Source organism: Parabacteroides sp. AF18-52 (genome assembly GCF_003479145.1).
Classification (GTDB): Bacteria; Bacteroidota; Bacteroidia; order Bacteroidales; family Tannerellaceae; genus Parabacteroides; species Parabacteroides faecis.
The window spans coordinates 216,646-238,175 of sequence record NZ_QUGR01000006.1; the positions used below are offsets into that span (position 1 = coordinate 216,646).

The window sequence follows — 21,530 nt, forward strand, 5'->3', positions numbered from 1 at the left end:
TTCAATTAGCTTGTTGTATTTCTGTTTATTGTCCCAGATTATATTCTTATGTGGTGAAATTGTAGTCATAATGTAATTTGGATGCTCTCTTTTGTTAGTCTTGTTTTAGATGGTTAATCCTGTTGAAAAACATATATTGTGTTCTCGTCTTGTTACTTTTTGATGCGTTTTTTGAGTGTAATTAACATATATTTCATTTAAAATGAATCACCAACTCATTTAAAACAAAAAATAATTCGTTTAAAACGAGTTTGCAAAAAAAATTGAAAAGGCTGAGGAATGGGTTTAGAAAGGATTATAGTTAATATATGTTTAATTGAATATTCTAAAAGGACTTTTTATCAGATGACTTGGTTACGAAAAGAGGCTTTATTCGAGTATTGTGTCATAAAATACGGTACTTTGCCTTTATTTTGTTATTTATGCTTTTATATGATGATATTAAAGCCCGTAAACTTTTTAATATGAGCAGAATTTCGTAATATTGCTTATTACTAACTTTAATAGGTGAGATTATGGAAAAGCAGACGTTTAGAAAGAGACTAGTGACTCCAAAACATGTTGCGATAGCAGTTAGTATGCTTATCCTTTTTGGATTACTGTATTTGAATGAGATACGGCAGCCGGCAGCCTATATTCTGATCCTTGTTTTTATTGTGCCTGCATTATACCCTTATAAGATTGACAAGGGTTATCTGACACAGGGTAACTTTGTGGCAATCCCGGTAAAAGATATAGAGAAGTTATTTATCAAGCAATCGGGCAGCGTAGTAATCTATTATGGCAAGCCTTATAAAGACAAGGAGTATACCAACACCGTCCATCCGGTCGATACCGAAGGTTTTGTGGCTGCTTTACAACAAGTAAATGAAGAAATGACTATCTTGCGCGAAAATTCGTGAAATGGATAGAGTCTTTAAATCTAAGATCGGATGGTGGTACCATCTGTTGATTATTGTGTTGGCAATCCTGTGTGTCGTATCCGTATTGCATCAGAATGTTGCAGCAATTGTTAGTACATTAGTTGCCAGTGCGTTGACATTGCATGTGTTTTTCAATACCTACTATGTGGTTACGACTGACGGAATGTTGTTGCTCCGCTGTGGCTTTTTTCCTAAAAAAGAAATCGCCATAGCCGATATAGAGGCGTTGCAACCGTCTATTCTTCCCGTTTTCAGTTATTCTTTATCTCTGGACCGGATCGTGATCTGGAAAGAAGGTAAAATGTGGATGCTGATATCTCCGCAGAATGAAAAAGAGTTTGTAAAGCTGCTGAAGAAGTTCAATCCGGATATCGAGATCAAACGCAATGAAGGAATCCAAATATAAAACTTAATTAAATCTGATAACATGAAATACGATGTTGCTATAATTGGCGGGGGACCAGCCGGTTATACAGCTGCTGAAAAAGCGGCAGCGGGTGGATTATCCACTGTGTTGTTTGAAAAGAATGCATTGGGCGGTGTCTGCCTTAATGAAGGTTGTGTTCCTACAAAAACACTTCTTTATTCGGCTAAAGTGTATGATACCATAAAGCATGCACAGAAATATGCCATCAAGGCGGAGAACCCTACTTTCGATTTTCCTAAAATCATTGCCCGTAAGAATAAGGTCGTGAAGAAACTGACTGCCGGTATCCGTATGAAGATGACGGAGCATGGTGTCGTTGTCGTTAACGGCGAAGCGGAGATAAAAGGGCGTTCTGCCGACGGTACGATCTCCATTGTATGTGGAGAGGAAACGTATGAAGCTGCAAACTTATTGCTGTGCACAGGCTCGGAAACGGTTATTCCTCCTATCCCCGGATTGGCAGAAACCGACTATTGGACAAGCCGGGAAGCCTTGCAGACGAAAGAACTTCCTGCTTCCCTCGTCATTATCGGCGGTGGGGTGATAGGTATGGAGTTCGCCTCTTTCTTTAATAGTATGGGAACCGAAGTCCATGTGGTGGAAATGCTGGATAAGATACTGGGCCCGATGGATAAGGAGCTTTCTGAAATGCTTCAGGCTGAATACGCCAAGAGAGGCATTCGGTTTTATCTGGGGCATAAGGTGACAGCCGTTCACGGAGGCGAGGTGACCGTAGAGAAAGATGGGGAGAGCTTCGTGATCGAGGGTGAAAAAGTGCTTTTGAGCGTGGGGCGTCGTCCGGTGACGAAAGGATTCGGACTGGAGACTTTATCTCCGGAACCTTTCCGTAACGGTATAAAAGTAAACCAATATATGCAGACATCTCTTCCGAATGTCTATGCCTGCGGGGATATCACTGCATTCTCTCTGCTGGCCCATACGGCAGTCAGTGAAGCGGAAGTAGCGGTTAAACATATTTTGGGCAAGGCTGGGGCCGGTATGAGCTATAAAGCAATTCCGGGTGTGGTCTATACCAATCCGGAAATAGCCGGTGTAGGCAAGACGGAAGAAGAATTGCAGGCGGAAGGAATCCCTTATATCGTGAAGAAGCTGCCGATGGCTTTTTCCGGCCGTTTTGTGGCGGAGAACGAACAGGGTAACGGCGTTTGTAAACTAATCCTCTCGGAAGACGAGACGGTGATAGGAGCGCATCTGTTAGGTAATCCGGCTTCCGAACTGGTGGTTATCGCAGGCATCGCCATTGAAAAAGGAATGACGGCCGAGGAACTGAAATCGATCGTATTCCCGCATCCGACAGTCGGTGAAATTATAAAAGAAGCATTATAATAAAACCTTTTATACATGAATATCCCGGTCACTCGATGAATGGCCGGGATATTTTATTTTAGCAGTACCGCTTCTTGTTATTGTATTGTGCGGAAAGGTATTTGCAACGTCTCTTCCGAAGATGTACGAGTGCCTGCCTTTGTCTGGATTTTTGGTCCCGGGATGAGGGGGCTGTAATTTAAGACATGGCGTACTCTTGTGTACTGGTCTTCCGTAAATTTGTTCGTGAGACTGTATGCGTAATCCATCAGATTGTCGGAAATGAACTCCTCTCCCTGACAGTTGCTCCGCTGCGACAAATATTCGAGATCATAATTACCTGCGGGTAGTCCTCCCAACCACGCATCATATTCGACTTTGTTGTAGGAAGGTGTATCTTCACAATAGTCCGTATCCTTGCACTCATTGGCCGCTGCACCGTTCTCGTCTTCAGCAAAAGGATGATGCAGGCCCAGATAGTGCCCCAGCTCATGTGCGAGGGTAATAATCGGATCGTTCGGACTGTATTGGCTAACTCCTGCATTTATATAAGTCGTGTTGATGGATACACAGTAAATGTTCGAAAGTTGTGACGCCTGGATATTTGAATAGTCTGTCAGTGTCAGCCCTTCCAGATAATTTTGTTGCGTTGTCAGCGGTAAATGTGAGACACCTAGTACATCCTCCTCCTCGAAAGCATAAAGGAATACATTGATATATGAGTTAGGATCTTTCATTAGCTTGTAATGGTCGGTCCCTTTTTCACTGTTCATGAATTCTTTACAACTGATAGAAGCTGAGGCGGATGAAACGGGTTCTATTTCAGCTATTTTGAATGTGAGATTCATATTATTATTCTGATAGAGTTTGTTGACGGCAGTCAGGATCGTTTCTATCCTGCTTTGCGGAACATTCTGCGCACTGTTATTGTACAGGACGTGGAAGTAAACTGGCAATTCGTAAGCATATCCGTCTATATCGCCGTTACCTGCGTTTTGTGTGACGGTGACGGTTTTCTGTGTCCGGTGGGATGTCACGATGATCGTCGCCCTTCTCGGTTTGTCATTCAGGTTGGCCCCGACAGAAAGGCTGAGGGTCTGATTTCCTGTTCCTTCGGTCTGGGAGATGCTGCACCAACTAGCCGAACTTTCTGCCGTCCAGGAAGAATTACAGATGATATCCACCGTCAGGGAGGCACCCTCGCTGCTGACTTCGTCGAATGCCGATGCCGATAATTCAACTGCCGAAGAATCGGAGTCACTACAGCTTACGGTAAAGAGCGCCAGGGTGCATAAAGTGCATATAAGGAATAAATATTTCGTTTTCATAATTGGAAATTTTGTTATTGAGAGTACATGATACAAAGATAATGTTTTTATCCCTACCTTTGCACGAAATAAAAAATACATGGATTTGTTTGAAGGATATGTAGGCATTCGTTTGTGGGACGGACAGCTGATAGATGATGTCATCTTCACGCTGCTGCTATCCTTGCTTATTGCCTTTGCCATAATATTCCGATCTAATTTTCAGCATTTTATAAAGATGATGAAAGATGTGATATACCTGAAGGAGCGGCAGAACCTGTTTGACGAAACGATAGGGAAGAGCGGATCTTTCTTTCGCAATTTTATGACTTTTCAGGCATTGTTTCTTTGTAGTATCGCTTTGTTTTCGATAGGCCGGACACGGGGAATGGTCGGTTTGCAGGGGGAGAAAGAGGTCTTGTTGGCTATTGCCGCCCTTTTTGGCGTGCTGTTCTTGTTTTATCAGTTCAAACAACTGAGTTACTATCTGTTGGGATTTGTGTTTGCAGCACCAGATAAGTACAAGTTCTGGAAAAAAAATTATAACGCCATTATGGGGGCATGGGGCATTTTGTTATATATTCCGGTAGTGTGGTTGATGTTCGTAGGAAGTAAAACATTGGCTCCCGTAATAATGTTTTGTATTTTCTATTTTTTGTGTCGTTTTGTAATAATTTATAAGACAATACGTATATTTCACAAGAATAATGTCGGTTTTTTATATATTAGTTTGTACCTTTGCACCCAAGAAATCTTACCCCTTATATTTTTGTATGAAGGTATGATTTTTTTGTATAACTTTATTGAGACGAGTACTCTATGGCATTGAACATCAAAAAGTTGCTGGTATCACAACCGAAGCCTGCATCCGAGAAGTCACCGTATTTCGACATTGCAGAGAAATATGGGGTCGAGATCGACTTCCGTCCTTTTATCAAAGTAGAAGCTCTTTCTTCCAAAGAGTTTAGACAGCAGAGAATTTCTATTCTGGACTATACGGCAGTAATATTTACCGCCCGTACAGCTATCGACCACTTTTTCCATTTATGTGAAGAACTACGTGTCACTATTCCGGAAACAATGAAGTATTTCTGTATGACGGAAGCTATTGCAGTTTACCTTCAGAAGTATATTGTATACAGGAAGCGTAAAATCTTTTTCGGTCAGACCGGAAAGCCTGAAGATCTGGTGACTGTTATTGCAAAACATGCAAAAGAAAAATATCTGGTGCCGGTTTCTGACGTGCATAAAGATGATTTGTTAAGTTTGCTTGAAGCGAAGAAGATCAACTATACAAAGGCCGTGATGTATAGGACGGTAAGTAACGAATTTGCTAAAGATGAGGAGTTCGATTACGATATGTTGGTATTTTTCAGTCCTTCAGGTATTTCTTCTTTGTTGAAAAACTTCCCGAATTTTAAGCAGGAAGATATAAAGATCGGTTGTTTCGGCCCTACGACAGCAAAAGCTGTAAAGGATGCCGGTTTGCGATTAGACGTGGAAGCGCCAACACCTGAAGCTCCTTCAATGACGGCTGCTTTGGATTTGTATCTGAAGAAAGAGTTGGGCGGAAACAAAAAGAATGGAAAATAGAAGGTATACCCTTTCAAAAGAAGAACGCCTGTCGTGGAAACGTTACATTGACCTGTTATTTGAAAAAGGACAATCGTTTGTAGCGTTTCCACTGCGGGTCGTTTATTTACCGCTGGAGGAAGAGATGTCTGTTCCCGTCTCTATCCTGATTAGTGTCCCCAAAAAGAAATTCAAACGTGCCGTAAAACGGAACCTGATCAAACGTCAGGTACGTGAAGCTTACCGGGTACGTAAATACGATCTGATCGATCCGTTGACAGAAAAAAATAAACGCATGCTGATTGCTTTCCTCTATCTGGATAAGGAAATACATTCCTTCACCGATATGGAAAAGGCGATGACGAAAGCGATCCGGATCTTGCGTGAAAAAGAATAATGAAGAAATTCTTTACTGCACTTCTCCTGTTGCCGGTCTATTTCTATAAATATTGTATTTCTCCTATGACACCGGCTTCATGCAGGTATACACCTACCTGTTCCGAATATGCTGTGCAAGCCCTGAAAAAATATGGTCCTGTCAAAGGACTTTACCTCGCAGTCAAACGGCTGCTCCGATGCCATCCCTGGGGTGGGAGCGGGTATGACCCGGTTCCCTGAACCGATCCCAATCCTTTACTTTACTTCAAATTCTTTGTTGAAAGAGATGATTCTCTTGTCATCTGTTATCACGTCGATAAGTAGGCGGTATTTTCCCGGTTGCGACGGTGCTTTGATATGTTTGGCTGGTTGTTTATCTGTGATAGTGAGTCCGAAAGGATAAACCATTTCACCTAGTGGATCGTTTTCATATATTCGAGGTTCTTTTAATGTTTCGATAGCAATTGCCCCGTTGGGTGTTCCGTAAATCGTACAACGGGTATCTGTCGGTCTGATTAATTCTATGGATTTAATATCTCCGGCAGCCCACTCTAGTATATGATCGATATTACTGAAAATTACTTCCCCGTTGATGACTACATTTAGAGGCGCAATATCTCCATTAAAAAAGGAATACTTTCCTGATGCTTTCCAGGTTATGGTTGTTTCCCCCTCTTCTCTTCTCATTTCTCCATTGGATATCCTTGATTGGTTTCTGGCAAGAGCGTTTTGTCTTTTTATTATTCCTTCACCGCTGCCAGAGCCTCCTTTTGTGATCTTAATAGCTGTAAAATTGTTTAGCAGGGAGCGTACACTTTTACCGGGCCATTTCTTTAATGTTTCTTCGCCGATGAAATTATTGGGTGTTCGACTCATCTCCTGTATGTTTGCAGATTTTCGAGATTGTACAGTTATATTATCAATATGATAAATGCGTTGCTGATCTTCGTCTACACTATATCGTATAATGGTGTCTCCCACGATAATATCTGTTTGTAGACGAGTTTTTGTGAACAATGGGTTTGGGATAATTATTTTCGGATATATTTCTTCTGCTAAAGTAAATGAGCTGTTTACCGTTTTCCCTTTATTGTTTTTACTGATCAGTAAAAATCCAGTGCCTTCTGGATAGTTATCGACAGGCAAAACAAAGTCTCCTTCCTGATTGATTTCACCTGTATAAAAGGAGAGGTCTTTTTTGTTTTGTGCATCGATCAGACCAGGTCCGAAAGGTTTATCTTTCCTTTTCCAGGCTGTTCCTTTCAAAAAAAGTCCGTCTTCAATAGGATATGGAAAATTTATTCCTTCCTTTAATACTGTTTCTGGTGAGAAAAGGATAAATCTGGCCGTGTATAGCCATTGATTTAACTCTGTTTCCTGTTCTTCCTGTATTTGACTGTTTATTAATGGAAAACGTACTGGAGACAGAATCTCTCCACCCAACCAAAAGCTGGAATAAGCCTGTGTGGCAAGTAAATCATCCTGCTGGGCTATCCGGATAAAGACTGTGCTGTTGTGTGGTGAGTCTAACTGAAATTGCAAAGGAGATTGTGGCGAAACAATTCTCTGTGATAATGAGCAATTGAAAGTAGTCTGCGACACTTCCGGCTTCTCTAGCCATAAAAGACGCTCGCTCAGCAGATTTAAATCTTTATCCATTAGAAAGACAACAAGAATACCTTTTGGATAGTTGGATAGCTCGACTGCGGCAACTTTTTGCCCTGTGTGAAAAGGAATTTCCTGTAGGCCTTTATGGGAATGATAGAGGAACAGGCGATAATGTTTTCCTTCCTCATTCGACAGGAGACGGCATGACAAACGTTCTCTGTTTATGACTGCTTGTAAAGAAGCTCCCTTGGAATCTGTTTGTAGTGGAAAAGTAAAAAAACGGTTGTTATATTCCACCAGCAATCGGTATTGTTTGCTTGCTTCCGGTAGGAAGGTCATCTTTCCCAATCCATTTTCAGATACGATAATATGATGTCTGATTGTATCGTTTTTCTCATCCAGCAGAAAAGCATCCGCAGTAGAGATTGGAAAACCGTCATCATCGGTTAACCGGAATACTACATTCTGTTGAAATCCGTTCAATAATTTACCACCTTCAGGATAGAAGACGCCATGAATATCTTGAGTAATGTCTTTTTTTTTCGGATGTATGGCTCCTAATAGAAAAGGAGCTACAGCAAAACTTTCTATGGAATAGTTTTGCATCAATCGGGTATATGCCCGTAAATAGCAGATATTTGATTCCCATTCGAATTGTGTCGGAACTGCTGTATAAAAATATCCTCTTTCATCGCATGCTACTTTCTGCCGGAGTAAAAGAGAATCTTTCTGATCGATACATTCCAAATAGATATATCGGCTATAGGGATAAAAATCCTGATGGTTTGTTGAGAGTAACTGTCCGCTAACTCGTAGTGTGTCGCCTGGCATGCAACTTTCTCTTTCTGGTGACAGAAAAATCTGTTCTGCCCGAAAAGTCTGGGCAGAACCAAGCTGTAAACAGCATAACCCAATTAATATCAATACAAGTTTATACATAATCTAATATTCTTTGAAAATAATTCGTATAATTCCAATTCTAACTAGATAGGGTATATACCCTGATCCAGACCACATATTATCAGAAATATTAACTTGGACATCAAAAAAGCCATTTTCTTTATGTGGGGATTTGTAAAGTTTCTGCATAAACTCTTCATTACTAATTGTAAAACTAAGGTGGTTGCCACTTATGGATACGGCAGCAAAAGGTAGCCCTATATTCATAGTTTGTCCATAATTTAAAGGAATAGTTCCACTATACTTAAATTCGGGTTCAGTGATAATATAGCTCTCAGCTCCAATAAAAAATGTTGGTATATCACCGAGGGGCTTTACAAGACTAGATGTTGAAGTCTCTTGTTGTCCACATTTAATATTTTGTGATTGTGCATAAAATGACACAAATAACAAAACTGAAATTAAATAAAAATGTCCCAACTTTTTCATAGATATAATATTATTAGTTATTAATTAGCACAATATACACATTTGTTTAGATATAAATAATGTTGTTATGAATTTTTTGTAATGAAACAAATTGGTTTTTTATTTGCTCAAAATATTCATTATTTTTGTTTCTTATAATGACAAGATTGACAACACCATCGATTTTTATGTATTACGATGTACATACTCATTCGAAGCAGACTACTGTTTCGGAGGAAGTTATGACTGTTTACAATATAGCTGTAGGAAAAGATAGTTCATTAAATATACACTCTGGCCAACTGGTATCCTGTGGTATACACCCGTGGTATATTCAGGCGGATACAATAGAGGAACAGGTAAGACTATTACGGGAATTAGTCTGTAATGAACAGGTTGTCATGATTGGAGAGGCTGGTTTGGACAAGCAAGTATCCTTATCGTTAGATTTACAGATAGAAGTCTTTGAAGAGCAGATTCTTATTTCTGAAGAATTGAAAAAACCTCTGATAATCCATTGTGTCAAGGCATGGGATGAATTGATCGTAATTCGTAAAAAGCACAATCCCTCGATGCCTTGGATTATTCATGGTTTCCGGAAGAAAGGAGACTTGGCAGAACAATTGTTGAAACAGGGTTTTTATCTGTCTTTTGGGGAACATTTTCAGGAATCGGCTTTACGAAAAGCATGGCCTGATCATCTGTTGATGGAAACAGATGAATCGTCTTACCCTATACAGACTATTTATCAACGTATTGCTTTTACTCTCCAAGTGTCTGTTGAAGAATTAAGTAGGCAAGTAGAACAAACAATACGTCGCTTGTTTCTGGTTAAATGAATGTTCTTTTTATGTTGCGTTTATGTTCACTTTATAATTTGTGTATCCGCATAAAGTCGTATCTTTGCCCGTATTAACTATATAATAATGAATAATTAAAACGATGAATTTTGTTGAAGAATTAAGATGGAGGGGCATGATTCATGATATGATGCCCGGAACAGAAGAGCAGTTACAGAAAGAAATGACTTCTGCGTACGTAGGCATTGACCCGACGGCCGATTCATTACATATCGGACACCTTGTTAGTGTAATGATGCTGAAGCATTTGCAGCGTGCCGGACACCGTCCTATCGCTCTGGTCGGTGGTGCCACCGGTATGATCGGAGACCCTTCAATGAAGTCGGCAGAACGTAATCTGCTGGATGAAGTAACACTTCGTCACAATCAGGACAGTATAAAGAAACAGTTGGCTAAGTTCCTGGATTTCGATTCGGATGCTCCTAACGCAGCCAAGTTGGTGAACAACTACGACTGGATGAAGGATTATTCCTTCCTGAACTTTATCCGTGATATCGGTAAGCATTTGACTGTAAACTATATGATGTCGAAAGACTCGGTAAAGAAGCGTCTTAGCTCCGAATCGAGTGTAGGGATGTCTTTCACTGAATTTTCTTATCAGTTATTGCAGGGGTACGACTTTTTGTTCCTGTATCAGAACGAAGGTTGCCGCTTGCAGATGGGTGGTTCCGACCAATGGGGTAACATCACTACCGGAACGGAACTGATCCGCCGTAAAACGGGTGGTGAAGCATTTGCCCTTACTTGTCCGTTGATCACGAAAGCCGACGGTGGTAAGTTCGGTAAGACTGAATCGGGTAACGTATGGCTGGACCGTCGTTACACTTCTCCTTATAAATTCTACCAGTTCTGGTTGAATGTAAGTGATGCCGATGCAGCAAGATATATCAAAATCTTCACAGACTTGAGCAAAGAAGAGATCGCTGCCCTGGAAGAAGAACAGGCTGCTGCCGCTCATCTTCGTCCTTTGCAGAAACGTCTGGCAAAAGAAATCACTGTAATGGTTCACTCTCTGGAAGATTACGAAGCAGCTGTTGAAGCTTCCAATATTCTGTTCGGCAATTCAACTTCCGAAGCATTGAAGAAGCTTGACGAAGATACGTTGCTGGCTGTATTCGATGGCGTTCCGCAGTTTGAGATCAGCCGTGATGAGTTGAGTGCCGGTGTAAAGGCAATCGACTTGCTTACTGAAAAGGCTGCCGTTTTTGCGTCTAAAGGTGAGATGCGTAAATTGGTACAGAGTGGCGGTATCAGTCTGAATAAGGAAAAACTGGCTGATGCAGAAACGGTTATCGACTGTTCTTCCCTGTTGGATGAAAAATATCTGTTGGTTCAGAGAGGTAAAAAGAACTATTACCTGCTGATCGCAAAGTAAGAAAAATAAGAAAAACGCTTGCAGGGTAAGATTTTATTCTTACCTTTGCATCGCTTTAGATAAAGCGCCGGATTGTCCCATGGTGTAATGGTAGCACTACAGTTTTTGGTTCTGTCTGACGAGGTTCGAGTCCTCGTGGGACAACAGAGTGAAGAGGTCTGAGACTTATGTCTCGGACCTTTTTTCATAAATACCCTTCTTATAAAAGTTATTTACCTTTGTTTTATCTGTTTTATTAAAAAAGATTAAAGCTTTATCTAATCTATCTTTTTCTTTAGTGAAGTTGAGTAAAATTTCTTGTTGTAAGTGTTTCTAGTATAAATACCAAAGTATCATGACAAACATTTCAAGAAGAACTTTCCTAAAGACCGGGGTCTTTGCCGCCGCCGGTCTTACCATCGTTCCCGGACATGTATTGGGGCGTAATTTCGGATTTACCGCTCCGAGTGATAAACTGAATATTGCAGGGATCGGGGTCGGTGGAATGGGACGCCGCAATCTGGCGAACATGAATACGGAGAATATCGTGGCCCTTTGCGACATCGACTGGCAGTATGCCGGGAAGACGTTTAATGATTACCCGAATGCCCGTAAGTTTAAGGACTGGAGGGTGATGTTCGATGAGATGGGCGATTCGATCGACGCCGTGATGGTGGCTACTCCCGACCATACCCATGCAGGGGTGACAGCTCATGCGATGACGTTGGGGAAACATTGCTATACCCAGAAACCGCTTACCCACTCTGTTTACGAATCCCGTCTGTTGACCCGCCTGGCAAAGAAGTATAAGGTGGCGACTCAAATGGGTAACCAGGGCAATTCGTTTGACTGGTGCCGCCAGATAGCCGAATGGATACAATCCGGCATAATAGGAGATGTATATGAGGTGCATTGCTGGACCGACCGTCCTATCTGGCCGCAGGGTCTGCAGGAACCGAAAACGGCCGTGAAATGTCCGAAGACGCTGGACTGGGACCTGTTTATCGGTCCTGCCCGGAAACGTCCGTACAATCCGGTTTACACTCCCTGGAACTGGCGCGGCTGGTGGGATTTCGGAACCGGAGCCCTGGGCGATATGGCCTGTCATATCATGGACCCGCTCTATTGGGCCTTGGACCTGAAATATCCTACGAGTGTGATTGGAAGCTCCACCCTTAGCAACCTGTATTCTCCTCCTCATGCCCAGGTGGTGACTTATACTTTCCCGGCCCGTCCCCCGAAAGGGAACGTGAAAATGCCGGAAGTAAAGGTCTATTGGTATGATGGCGGCCTGGTTCCTCCCCGTCCGGAAGAATTGAAGGACGGTGAAATGATGGGTGATGAGAACGGCGGTATCATCTTTATCGGTACGAAAGGCAAGATCATGACCGGTTGTTACGGCATGAATCCGACTTTGTTACCCTTCTCTGCCATGGAGAATTTCAACCAGCCCAAACCGACCATACCCCGCATCAAAGGCGGCAATGGCGATATATGGAATACGAATGCACATGAACAGGACTGGATTCGCGCTTGTAAGGAATCGGCTGCGAACAGGACGGAAGCCTCGTCTAATTTTCAGTTCTCCGGTCCGTTCAATGAAATGGTCGTGATGGGTGTATTGGCCGTGCGCCTCTCCGGCTTGTACGGGTTGCATCGTGAATTGCAATGGGATGGCGAGAATATGCGTTTTACCAATATCTCACCAAACGACAAGATAAAGATCGTGACGACAGACGATTTCAAAGTGATCGACGGAGATCCGCGCTTCGACCGCCGTTATGCCGATTTCAATGCGGCTGAAATGGCTGCCGAATGGATCAAACATACGTATGAGAACGGATTCTCTTTACCTGATATGCCTTAATAACCGATAAAGTGTAATAAGATGAAACGACTGAATAAAATACTGTTGCTAATCGTTTGCTGCCTGTTCTTTACGTATTTTTTATCTGCCGGGGAACAGGCAAAGACCGGAAAACGGGATTGGAGGATAGCGATCCAATCTTATACCTTCCATCTCTTTCCGTTGACGGAGGCGTTGGATAAGACCCGGGAGCTGGGTGTGAAGTATATAGAAGTATATCCGGGCCATAAGCTGGGAGGAAAATGGGGTGAGAAGGTTTTCGATTTTAACCTGGATGCCCGGACGCAGAAAGAACTGAAAGAACTGGCCGCCTCCAAAGGCATACAGATCATCGCTACTGGGGTATATGTGGCGGAAAAGCCGGAAGACTGGGAAAAGATGTTCCGGTTTGCCAAAGGGATGGGCATGGAGTTCATCACGTGCGAACCGGCTCTGGATGACTGGGACCTGGTAGAGAAGCTGGTCAAGCAGTATGGCATAAAAATATCCGTCCACAATCATCCCAAACCTTCCGATTACTGGACCCCGGATAATCTGCTGAAAGCAATCGACGGACGTAGTAAAATGATCGGTTCCTGTGCCGATGTCGGACATTGGCGCCGGGAAGGTTTGAACCAGTTGGATTGCCTGAAAAAACTGGAAGGCCGTATCATCTCCCTGCATTTTAAGGACATTGCCTCCAAACAGGCGGGAGAAGCAGAACAGCATGACGTCATTTGGGGAACCGGTATCCTCGATGTAAAAGGAATGTTGCAGGAACTGAAACGGCAACATTTTAAAGGTGTTTTCTCTATTGAATACGAATACAACTGGGAAAATTCCGTGCCGGATATAAAAGAGTGCATCCGATATTTCAATGAACTGACCGAATAAGTAAGGATATAGAATAATATCCCATTCACATAAAAAATGAGGTGCAAAGCTATTTTTGTTATAGTCTTTGTATCTCATTTTTTATGCCTGTTTCTCCAGGCTATATAAATTAAAGGATTCCGGTTATTTCCCCCGTTTTAGGTATTGGTATGAAGTTCTTGAGGAACTAATATATTTCTCCCACCGCAAATATAATCTATTTATACTATAAATAGTTAATTTAATAGGACAAATCCATTGAGCTGTTATAAACAGAGAAATAATATTTAAAAATGAATATTTGAAGATAATTGTATTGTTTTCTTTAGATGCCTGATTTTAAGTGATTTATCGAAAAATGATAACATAGTTCCTCAAGAACTTGGTATTACCACTGATAGATATTATTGTTAATTAAAACTATTATAACTTGGGGCCTATTGATATACATGGAATACAGGAAGGGGATCAGGAAGCATTTAAAAGATTCTTTGTTCACTTTTATCCGAAACTGCTGTCGTTGGCTTGTCGTTTTGTGGATGAACAGGCAGCGAAAGATCTGGTGCAGGATATCTTTATATTCTATTGGGAACAAAAACAACAAATTGATGTAAATAGCGTACAATCCTATCTCTTTAAATCCCTTCAGAACCGTTGTTTAAATTATCTGAAACACCAAAAGGTTATAGAAGAGTATAATGCTAAAATACGAATAGCCGAAGCACGTATTGCTTTTTTGAATGACCGGACCGATACAAATGATGTATTGAAACAAGTGATTGATTGGGATATTCGTGAACAGATCGAAGCTTCCGTGATAAAATTGCCACCTAAAGCGGCAGAAGTGTTCCGTTTATGCTACTATGAAGATTTACCTCACAAAGAAATTGCAGATAAACTTGGAATATCACCACGTACAGTTGCAGTTCATGTCCGTAATGCGGTACTTTTCCTGCGGGAAGATTTAAAAGATTTACTGATACTATATATAGCTTTTTGCCAGATTATAAATTAATATGAACTTTTTTCATTTTTGACTACGTAGTTTCCGATGCCCCAGTTGTCTTCTTTATATAAACGATAAGAAAGATCTATGAATGAAGAAATACTAATACGATTTTTAATCCACCGATGTACTTCGGAAGAAATAAAGGTGGTCGATCAATGGATTGCTTCTGATCAGGCAAATGCTGATTGGCTGTTTGAGATGGAGCGTATCTGGAGTTTGAAAGACCAGCTACGTTTTTCCGACAAACAAGAGGTCGAAAGGGCCTATGCACGTTTTATGTCTGGATTGCAGGAAAAGGAAGTAAAAGTGGAAATAAGCCGGAGACGTCCTGTTTATATTTCATGGATGAAATATGCTGCAGCAATTGTGCTGATCGGATTATTAAGTACTAATCTTTATTTTTTATTGCAGGAACAGCCCTCTTCCATGAATACGATTGAAGTCCCTAATGGTCAAAGGACTTCTTTAACCTTATCCGATGGTACAAAAGTCTGGCTGAATTCTCATAGTAAATTTACCTATCCTGCTCAGTTTTCATCAAAGATGCGGGATGTTAAGCTTGAAGGCGAGGGTTTTTTTGAAGTCGCACATAATGAAAAAGCGCCGTTTATCGTACATGCTGATTTACTCCAGGTAAAAGTATTGGGCACGAAGTTTAATGTGAGAGCATACAATGAAGAACCGTCTTCCATAACGTTGGCAGAAGGAAAAGTGGAAGTCGCTACAAATGACAATGAACATAAAGTAACTCTAAGACCGAATGAGCAGGTTACCTATTCTAAAGATGACGGCCTGATAGTCAATAAAACGGTCAACACCTCTTTAGTCAAATCGTGGACGGTGGGCGAAGCGGCTTATATTAATAAACAACTGATCGATATTGTAGTCGATCTGGAACGTCGTTTCAATGTTCATATCACAGTGAAGGATCACGAACTCAATACGGAATTATTTACTTGCCGTTTCAAGGAAACAGCTAAAATAAATCAGATACTTACCTTATTGAAAGATACCCGCAAACTGGATTATAAAATTCAGGGGAATCATATACAGATTTATAAACCTATAAAATGAGAATGCTTATGAAGAAGACATGGATGTTATAAAAATGAAGAACCGAAGATGCTGCAAACATCCCCGGTTCGGATTAAGCGAGTAACGCATTAGAGACAACCTAAATTTATTACTAACTAATCATTTACAAATGTATGAATTTTATTAAGAAGTGTATGCCATGGGGTACACATAAATCGTCATGGCTCCGGAAATGTCTATTTATTATGAGGTGTATCTTATTGTTTTTATTATTGGGTACAATGCAAATCACGGCGAGTGTCACTTACTCGCAATCGGTAAAACTATCGTTGAACGTGGAGAACATGACAGTGCAGGATGTCTTGTCAATGATAGAGCAGAAAAGTTCATTCTATTTTACTTACAACCTGAATCAGGTAAATGTAAACCGTAAAGTATCTGTTAATGTAAAGAATAAGCTGGTGACGGATATTCTGGATGAAATATTCAAAAGTGAGAATATCAGGTATACGATCAGTGATAAACATATTGTATTATACAGAGCTGATAAGTCTGAATTACCAGGTGTGAATCAGAAACTTAAAACGATAACTGGAGTCGTGCTTGATAATAATGACGAACCTATTATCGGTGCGAACGTGTCCATTCCGGGAACAAGTACAGGAACAACTACGGATATGGACGGAAAGTTTACCTTGGAAGTGCCCGACAATGCAACAATTGAAATCTCTTATATTGGTTATATAACCCAAAGAATATCTGTAAGTAAAAAAAATAAATTTTCGATTATTCTGAAAGAAGACACCCAGGCTTTGGAAGAGGTGGTCGTAGTGGGCTATACCTCCCAGAAGAAAGGGCTATTGGCTGGATCTGTTGAAACTACCAAATTCACAGAATCGTTGGCACAGATTCCGACAAACAGTGCCGCACAGTCGCTGGTCGGTAAAATGGCAGGTGTGCATATCTCCGTTCCTTCCGGTAAGCCGGGCGAACAGGCCAGTGTAGGAGTACGTACCGGTACGACGTGGAATTCCTCACCGATGTTGTTTGTAATTGACGGGGTTGTACGTGATGCGGAAACGTTCAATAATTTAAGTCCGAATGAAATTGAATCGGTAAGCGTGTTGAAGGATGCCGCTTCGGCTGCTGTTTATGGAGCACGTTCGGATGCGGGGGTTATTTTGGTTACGACACGTTCCGGAATCTCAGGGAAGATATCGGTTAACTATACAGCCAACTTCTCTGCCGATTTTGCTACGCAAGAAGTAGCTTTGACGAATCTTTATCAGCAAGGTATGGCTATTAATCAGGCATACAAAAACTTCGGCTTGACTGCTCCCCAAGGTTCAGGTTGGAGTGATGAAGAGTTGGAATGGGCCAAAAACCTTCCTGGGCAAGGGTTTAACATGCTTGATGATACATGGCATACACCTTACGTGATGAATCATGCATTAAGCGTCAGCGGCGGTTCGGAAAGAATCAAATTCTTTGGGGCTGCTAATTACTATACACAGAGTGGTTTCATGGAGTCAACCGACTACAATAAGTTGAATATACGTTTGAATGTGACGGCTAACATAACCGACGATTTGCAATTGTACGCTTCTGTTGCTAATACGAATACAAACTATGCTTCTTCTCCAACAGAAGGTACAGATGCAACTTACACGAAAGCACGTGTATCATTTGAATATATGCCTTCACGTTCGCCTGACGGTAAGTGGATTGGCGACGGATGGGCATATGGTAACCCGGCTGCGGCTGCCGAAGGTGCTTCCGGTTACAGAAAAAATAGCTGGATACGACCCGAAGCCAACGTCAGCTTGACTTATAAATTGCCATGGATAGAAGGAATGAGCGTAAAGGCTTCTTATTTGGGAAGTTGGAACTCATCGCGTAGTAAAGACTACACTGAGCTGCAAAGGTTTTATTATCCAATAAAATCGGGTGAAAACAACCATATCATCGATGTAAACAATTTGACTAATTATTATGTCAGCAATGAAGGTGCCGGTGTTTCTGCTTCGGGCAATTGGTGGACTTACCAACAGTTGAACTTCCAGGTTAATTACGATAAACGTTGGGGAGATCATCATGTGAATGCGGCTGCCGTATATGAGGCTTCGAACTACAATCACTATTATGTATATGGTAGACGCGACCAGTTCCCGTTGTACCAGACCGATCAGTTCTGGGCAGCCGGTTCTTCTGCCGATAAACAGTTCTCCAATGGTGGTCCTGATACAGACGGTGGACGTGCTTCTTGGGTATTTATCGGCGGTTACGATTATGCCAACAAATATATCTTGAACCTCTCTGTTCGTTATGACGGCTCCATGAACTTTGCACCTAGCGAACGTTGGGGTGTGTTCCCCGCTGTATCGGCTGCATGGGTCGCTTCTGAAGAAAGCTTCTTGAAAGATGTTGAATGGCTCGACTTCTTGAAATTGCGCGGATCTATCGCTTTAACAGGTAACGACGCTGTCGGTGGATGGCAATGGCAGACCAGTTATAAGAGTGGCGGTAACTACATGCTTGGCGAAAACGCTGCTTTGAATAATGGTTTGCAGTATGGAAGTTTGGTGAATGAGTTCCTGACTTGGGAAAAATCTACCGGTATCAACGTCGGTGTAGATTACCGCTTCCTGGATCACCTGCACGGTGCTGTTGAATATTGGCACAAGCATACGTTTGATATCCTTGGTAACCGCCAAAATTCACTACCGACCACTTTCTCCAAGACGATGCCGGCTGAGAACTACGGTGTGATCAACGGACAAGGTTTTGATTTCAGTGTGGGATGGGAAGATAAGACAGGTAATGTCAATTGGCATGCCGGTTTGAACTTGTCATACGGATGGAACAATGTAAAGGTTCAGGATTATGCTGCCGGTTTGTTGGATTGGGAAATTCCCGTAGGTAAAGACCGTAGTTATATTGCTGCCTATGAAGGACGTATCCTCCGTTCGCAAGCGGAAGTAGATGCTTTCAAAAAGGAAAATCCTAATTATGTCATGCCTTCAGGTGGTGGTGTAGATCTTCGTCCCGGTTCGTTCGTCTATATTGATAAGAGTGGTCCTGATGGTGTGAAAGACGGTGTTATCAACAAGTATGATAAGGATATCCTATACAACAACAATAACCCGGTTTATATGGGCTTGAATTTGGGTGCCACTTGGAAGGGACTTTCTGTAGAAGCTACTTTCACCGGTAAATTCCATAATCATAAAAACTTTGGTGTAATAGGAGATTATCATGACAACCAGATGTGGAACATGGAATGGATTGAAAATTCTTGGACTCCGGAAAACCCCAATGCAAACCTGCCTATGTTGGCTCCGCGCGACTATCGTTCATATGGTTGGACAGATGTTGATTTTTTCTGGAAGAAGGCGAACTATATCCGTCTTTCCAATTTAAATATCGGTTACACGTTTAATTTTGCCCAGCCTCTAGGTAACGCAATCTCTAGTATCAAGGTGTTTGCAACAGGTACGAACTTATTCTACATCTCTGGATTCGGTCACTGGGATCCGGAATTGAACCCAGGATGGAGCGGTGTTGGTTACCCTGTGATGAGAACTCTGGGTGGTGGTATAAGTGTTAATTTTTAAACATAAATTCTATGAACAACTTAAATATAATAAAGAAAAGTGGACGTAAATTCCTGACTTTGTCGGTATGCGTATTGGCGTTGTCTTCTTGCCAATTAGATTACGAAAACAAATCAGCGATTAATCCGGATAATGTGTGGCAGAATGAAACAATGATCCAAGCATATCTGACCGATATCTATAGCGGCATAGTGCCGGGATGGTCTTCTACGTCTGATACCGACACGGACCTTACAACGGATTCAAACGATAGCATGAGCGAGTGGTTACGTGGGGTAAACATTTCAGCTTCCAGCTATGGGGTCGATTTTAATTATACAATTATTGACAAGATTAACTACCTGCTTGAGCAGTTGGAGACAGTACCGGAAAGTGTCATGGCTCTTGAGGATAAAGATGCAGTGGTGGCACAAGCCAAGTTTTGGCGGGCTTACCGGTATTGGTCTTATGTAAAGGACTTGGGTGGTGTTCCTCTGATTCTTAAATCGCAGGATGTGAACGATCTGTCTTCATTGATGGTGAAGCGAAGTTCTACTTCTGATTGTATGGCACAAATTGTGAAAGACTTGGATGATGCCATCCAAGGTTTGCCAGACCGTTGGTCGGGTGTTAACTATGGGCGTATTGACAAATGTGCTGCCATGGCTTTCAAAGGACGCGTACAAATGTGGTATGCTAGTAAGTTATTCAATCGCTCCAACGACAAGGGGCGTTGGGAAGCTGCCTATCAAACTAATAAGGCAGCTCTTGAATATGCTGAAAAGAATGGCTATAAATTGATGGATAAATTTGGCGATATTTGGTTGACAAAAGGGAAGTCTAATACGGAAGCCTTGATCTATAGACATTACAAATATCCAGATTCGTATTATGACATGAACCAATATCTTCCTGAAGATATTACCCATGGATGGGCATGCCGTCAAGTGCCGCAAACACCTCAACTTCTTTCATTCCCGTTGAAGGATGGCTCTTCTATAGCTATCTACGAAAACGAAGAGTATAAGAGCCAGAAACTGGATGTAAACCGCCTTTCTACGGATGCTACTTACAATGCAGAAATTCTTGACAAATTGGTGAACGGAATGGATCCACGTTTCTACGACTCTTATTCAGTTCCAGGTTGCGAGTTCCCGTCGTTGGAAATTCCTGCCGGGCAGTATTTCTGGACTTCGTATGTGAAGACAGAAACGTTCTATAAAGCGATGTCCAACATACAGCTTGAGCGTAATGCCGGAACTACCCATTATGGATCATTCTTCCCGTTAAAAGCCATTACTCCGGGATTGAATAATGCAGATTCATATAAAGGTGAAAATAATGCTATCAGTTTACGCTTGGGTGAAGTTTACCTGAACCTTGCCGAATGTGCTGCCGAAGCAGGTCATATAAATGAAGCGTTGGGTTATGTAGCTGCAATCCGTAAACGTGCAGGTATCGATAAAGGTGCGGGCGCTATCGGGTATGGGCTGGATGTATATAACACGATCGAAGGGGTTCGTCGTTTATTATACAACGAACGTGCAGCTGAGTTGTCTCAAGAGAACTTCCGTTATGGCGACCTCCGTCGTTGGATGAATTTCGGCAACATCAATGCCCAGAAACATTACAACAACCTGTATGTGGTATTTAACGGGGATGAGGAAGAAGCTGGAAAATTCGACTGGACACGTACGTTGGAAGATGCTGAAACGCAGAAATTTTTCCATATTGATTTCGTGCCTAATGTGAAGCAAGTTGAAGTTTCCACGTTTAATATCTCCACCAAGCATTGGTTTGGTGCCATTGGGGACAAGACTATAGGAGCAAACTTCGACAATGATATGTCACAACAAAACAACGAATGGGGTGGCTCATTTGATCCATTGAAGTAATACTGAAAACTCATTTATTTTTATAGCGGAGTAGAAGATATTTGTTTTAATGATCTTTTACTCTGCTTTTTCGAACCTGTTCAAATCTTATATGAGACAAATGAAAAATATCTTATTAAAATGGGTGTGGGTAGTTATATCTTCACTATTTTTTTC

At 41.7% G+C, this 21,530-nt stretch carries 18 protein-coding genes; 15 read left to right on the top strand and 3 right to left on the bottom strand.

What is annotated here, in order from left to right; genetic code table 11:
- Window positions 1–515 precede the first annotated feature (515 nt).
- From DWX23_RS12390 to lpdA, 3 genes are read left to right on the top strand one after another with little or no spacing between them, the layout of a single operon-like run.
- A complete protein-coding gene (locus tag DWX23_RS12390; protein ID WP_122374721.1) occupies window positions 516–902 on the top strand; it encodes a hypothetical protein in 387 nt (128 codons plus the stop codon).
- 1 nt (window position 903) lies between these two features.
- Window positions 904–1,329 carry a PH domain-containing protein gene (locus DWX23_RS12395; protein ID WP_122374722.1) on the top strand — a complete coding sequence of 142 codons (426 nt, stop codon included), beginning with the start codon at window positions 904–906 and terminating at the stop codon, window positions 1,327–1,329.
- Between the two features lie 21 nt (window positions 1,330–1,350).
- Window positions 1,351–2,697 carry a dihydrolipoyl dehydrogenase gene (lpdA, locus tag DWX23_RS12400; RefSeq protein ID WP_122374723.1) on the top strand — a complete coding sequence of 449 codons (1,347 nt, stop codon included), beginning with the start codon at window positions 1,351–1,353 and terminating at the stop codon, window positions 2,695–2,697.
- A gap of 77 nt (window positions 2,698–2,774) precedes the next feature.
- Here lpdA and DWX23_RS12405 read toward each other — a convergent pair whose 3' ends face one another.
- Window positions 2,775–4,004: a zinc-dependent metalloproteinase lipoprotein gene (locus DWX23_RS12405; RefSeq protein WP_158607074.1), complete on the bottom strand. Its 1,230-nt coding sequence runs from the start codon at window positions 4,002–4,004 to the stop codon at window positions 2,775–2,777.
- Between the two features lie 79 nt (window positions 4,005–4,083).
- On the opposite strand from DWX23_RS12405, the gene DWX23_RS12410 reads away from it, so the two are divergent.
- From DWX23_RS12410 to yidD, 4 genes are read left to right on the top strand one after another with little or no spacing between them, the layout of a single operon-like run.
- Window positions 4,084–4,812: a DUF4271 domain-containing protein gene (locus DWX23_RS12410; RefSeq protein ID WP_122374775.1), complete on the top strand. Its 729-nt coding sequence runs from the start codon at window positions 4,084–4,086 to the stop codon at window positions 4,810–4,812.
- Window positions 4,809–5,576, top strand: coding sequence for a uroporphyrinogen-III synthase (locus DWX23_RS12415; RefSeq protein WP_183670590.1), 768 nt, complete (start codon window positions 4,809–4,811; stop codon window positions 5,574–5,576). The genes DWX23_RS12410 and DWX23_RS12415 overlap by 4 nt, the downstream gene beginning before the upstream one ends.
- Window positions 5,566–5,952: a ribonuclease P protein component gene (gene rnpA, locus DWX23_RS12420; protein WP_122374725.1), complete on the top strand. Its 387-nt coding sequence runs from the start codon at window positions 5,566–5,568 to the stop codon at window positions 5,950–5,952. Before DWX23_RS12415 ends, rnpA begins: the two co-directional genes overlap by 11 nt.
- Window positions 5,952–6,173, top strand: coding sequence for a membrane protein insertion efficiency factor YidD (gene yidD / locus DWX23_RS12425; RefSeq protein ID WP_122353659.1), 222 nt, complete (start codon window positions 5,952–5,954; stop codon window positions 6,171–6,173). The genes rnpA and yidD overlap by 1 nt, the downstream gene beginning before the upstream one ends.
- A gap of 15 nt (window positions 6,174–6,188) precedes the next feature.
- Here the strand turns inward: yidD and DWX23_RS12430 are convergent, their stop codons facing one another.
- Together DWX23_RS12430 and DWX23_RS12435 are read right to left on the bottom strand one after the other, a co-directional pair.
- Window positions 6,189–8,372 (bottom strand): hypothetical protein, encoded by a 2,184-nt coding sequence (locus DWX23_RS12430; protein ID WP_122374726.1) that lies wholly within the window; start codon window positions 8,370–8,372, stop codon window positions 6,189–6,191.
- A 111-nt stretch (window positions 8,373–8,483) separates the two neighbouring features.
- Complete coding sequence (locus DWX23_RS12435; protein WP_122374727.1) at window positions 8,484–8,930, bottom strand: hypothetical protein; 447 nt, start codon at window positions 8,928–8,930, stop codon at window positions 8,484–8,486.
- Window positions 8,931–9,097: 167 nt separating this feature from the next.
- Between DWX23_RS12435 and DWX23_RS12440 the strand changes: the two genes are divergently transcribed.
- The 8 genes from DWX23_RS12440 to DWX23_RS12480 all read left to right on the top strand — a co-directional run bounded on the left by DWX23_RS12440 (window position 9,098) and on the right by DWX23_RS12480 (window position 21,374).
- A complete protein-coding gene (locus DWX23_RS12440) occupies window positions 9,098–9,748 on the top strand; it encodes a TatD family hydrolase (RefSeq protein WP_233587595.1) in 651 nt (216 codons plus the stop codon).
- A 103-nt stretch (window positions 9,749–9,851) separates the two neighbouring features.
- Window positions 9,852–11,144, top strand: coding sequence for a tyrosine--tRNA ligase (gene tyrS / locus DWX23_RS12445; RefSeq protein ID WP_122353656.1), 1,293 nt, complete (start codon window positions 9,852–9,854; stop codon window positions 11,142–11,144).
- A gap of 334 nt (window positions 11,145–11,478) precedes the next feature.
- Window positions 11,479–12,990 carry a Gfo/Idh/MocA family protein gene (locus DWX23_RS12455; protein WP_122374729.1) on the top strand — a complete coding sequence of 504 codons (1,512 nt, stop codon included), beginning with the start codon at window positions 11,479–11,481 and terminating at the stop codon, window positions 12,988–12,990.
- 21 nt (window positions 12,991–13,011) lie between these two features.
- The gene (locus tag DWX23_RS12460) at window positions 13,012–13,863 is read left to right on the top strand and encodes a sugar phosphate isomerase/epimerase (RefSeq protein ID WP_122374730.1); all 852 of its coding nucleotides are present in this window, start codon (window positions 13,012–13,014) and stop codon (window positions 13,861–13,863) included.
- Window positions 13,864–14,272: 409 nt separating this feature from the next.
- On the top strand, window positions 14,273–14,857 hold the full coding sequence (locus tag DWX23_RS12465) for an RNA polymerase sigma-70 factor (protein WP_122374731.1): 585 nt from the start codon (window positions 14,273–14,275) through the stop codon (window positions 14,855–14,857).
- A gap of 78 nt (window positions 14,858–14,935) precedes the next feature.
- The gene (locus DWX23_RS12470; protein ID WP_122374732.1) at window positions 14,936–15,925 is read left to right on the top strand and encodes a FecR family protein; all 990 of its coding nucleotides are present in this window, start codon (window positions 14,936–14,938) and stop codon (window positions 15,923–15,925) included.
- Between the two features lie 206 nt (window positions 15,926–16,131).
- The gene (locus DWX23_RS12475) at window positions 16,132–19,500 is read left to right on the top strand and encodes a TonB-dependent receptor (protein ID WP_158607075.1); all 3,369 of its coding nucleotides are present in this window, start codon (window positions 16,132–16,134) and stop codon (window positions 19,498–19,500) included.
- Between the two features lie 11 nt (window positions 19,501–19,511).
- Window positions 19,512–21,374, top strand: a complete 1,863-nt coding sequence (locus DWX23_RS12480; protein WP_122374734.1) for a RagB/SusD family nutrient uptake outer membrane protein — start codon at window positions 19,512–19,514, stop codon at window positions 21,372–21,374.
- Window positions 21,375–21,530: the final 156 nt, after the last annotated feature.

Bases quoted from the DNA above. Each gene is read 5' to 3' on its own strand.
- DWX23_RS12390 (WP_122374721.1), top strand. From the start codon at position 516: ATGGAAAAGCAGACGTTTAGAAAGAGACTAGTGACTCCAAAACATGTT.
- DWX23_RS12395 (WP_122374722.1), top strand. From the start codon at position 904: ATGGATAGAGTCTTTAAATCTAAGATCGGATGGTGGTACCATCTGTTG.
- lpdA (WP_122374723.1), top strand. From the start codon at position 1,351: ATGAAATACGATGTTGCTATAATTGGCGGGGGACCAGCCGGTTATACA.
- DWX23_RS12405 (WP_158607074.1), bottom strand. From the start codon at position 4,004: ATGAAAACGAAATATTTATTCCTTATATGCACTTTATGCACCCTGGCG.
- DWX23_RS12410 (WP_122374775.1), top strand. From the start codon at position 4,084: ATGGATTTGTTTGAAGGATATGTAGGCATTCGTTTGTGGGACGGACAG.
- rnpA (WP_122374725.1), top strand. From the start codon at position 5,566: ATGGAAAATAGAAGGTATACCCTTTCAAAAGAAGAACGCCTGTCGTGG.
- yidD (WP_122353659.1), top strand. From the start codon at position 5,952: ATGAAGAAATTCTTTACTGCACTTCTCCTGTTGCCGGTCTATTTCTAT.
- DWX23_RS12430 (WP_122374726.1), bottom strand. From the start codon at position 8,372: ATGCCAGGCGACACACTACGAGTTAGCGGACAGTTACTCTCAACAAAC.
- DWX23_RS12435 (WP_122374727.1), bottom strand. From the start codon at position 8,930: ATGAAAAAGTTGGGACATTTTTATTTAATTTCAGTTTTGTTATTTGTG.
- DWX23_RS12440 (WP_233587595.1), top strand. From the start codon at position 9,098: ATGTATTACGATGTACATACTCATTCGAAGCAGACTACTGTTTCGGAG.
- tyrS (WP_122353656.1), top strand. From the start codon at position 9,852: ATGAATTTTGTTGAAGAATTAAGATGGAGGGGCATGATTCATGATATG.
- DWX23_RS12455 (WP_122374729.1), top strand. From the start codon at position 11,479: ATGACAAACATTTCAAGAAGAACTTTCCTAAAGACCGGGGTCTTTGCC.
- DWX23_RS12460 (WP_122374730.1), top strand. From the start codon at position 13,012: ATGAAACGACTGAATAAAATACTGTTGCTAATCGTTTGCTGCCTGTTC.
- DWX23_RS12470 (WP_122374732.1), top strand. From the start codon at position 14,936: ATGAATGAAGAAATACTAATACGATTTTTAATCCACCGATGTACTTCG.
- DWX23_RS12475 (WP_158607075.1), top strand. From the start codon at position 16,132: ATGAGGTGTATCTTATTGTTTTTATTATTGGGTACAATGCAAATCACG.
- DWX23_RS12480 (WP_122374734.1), top strand. From the start codon at position 19,512: ATGAACAACTTAAATATAATAAAGAAAAGTGGACGTAAATTCCTGACT.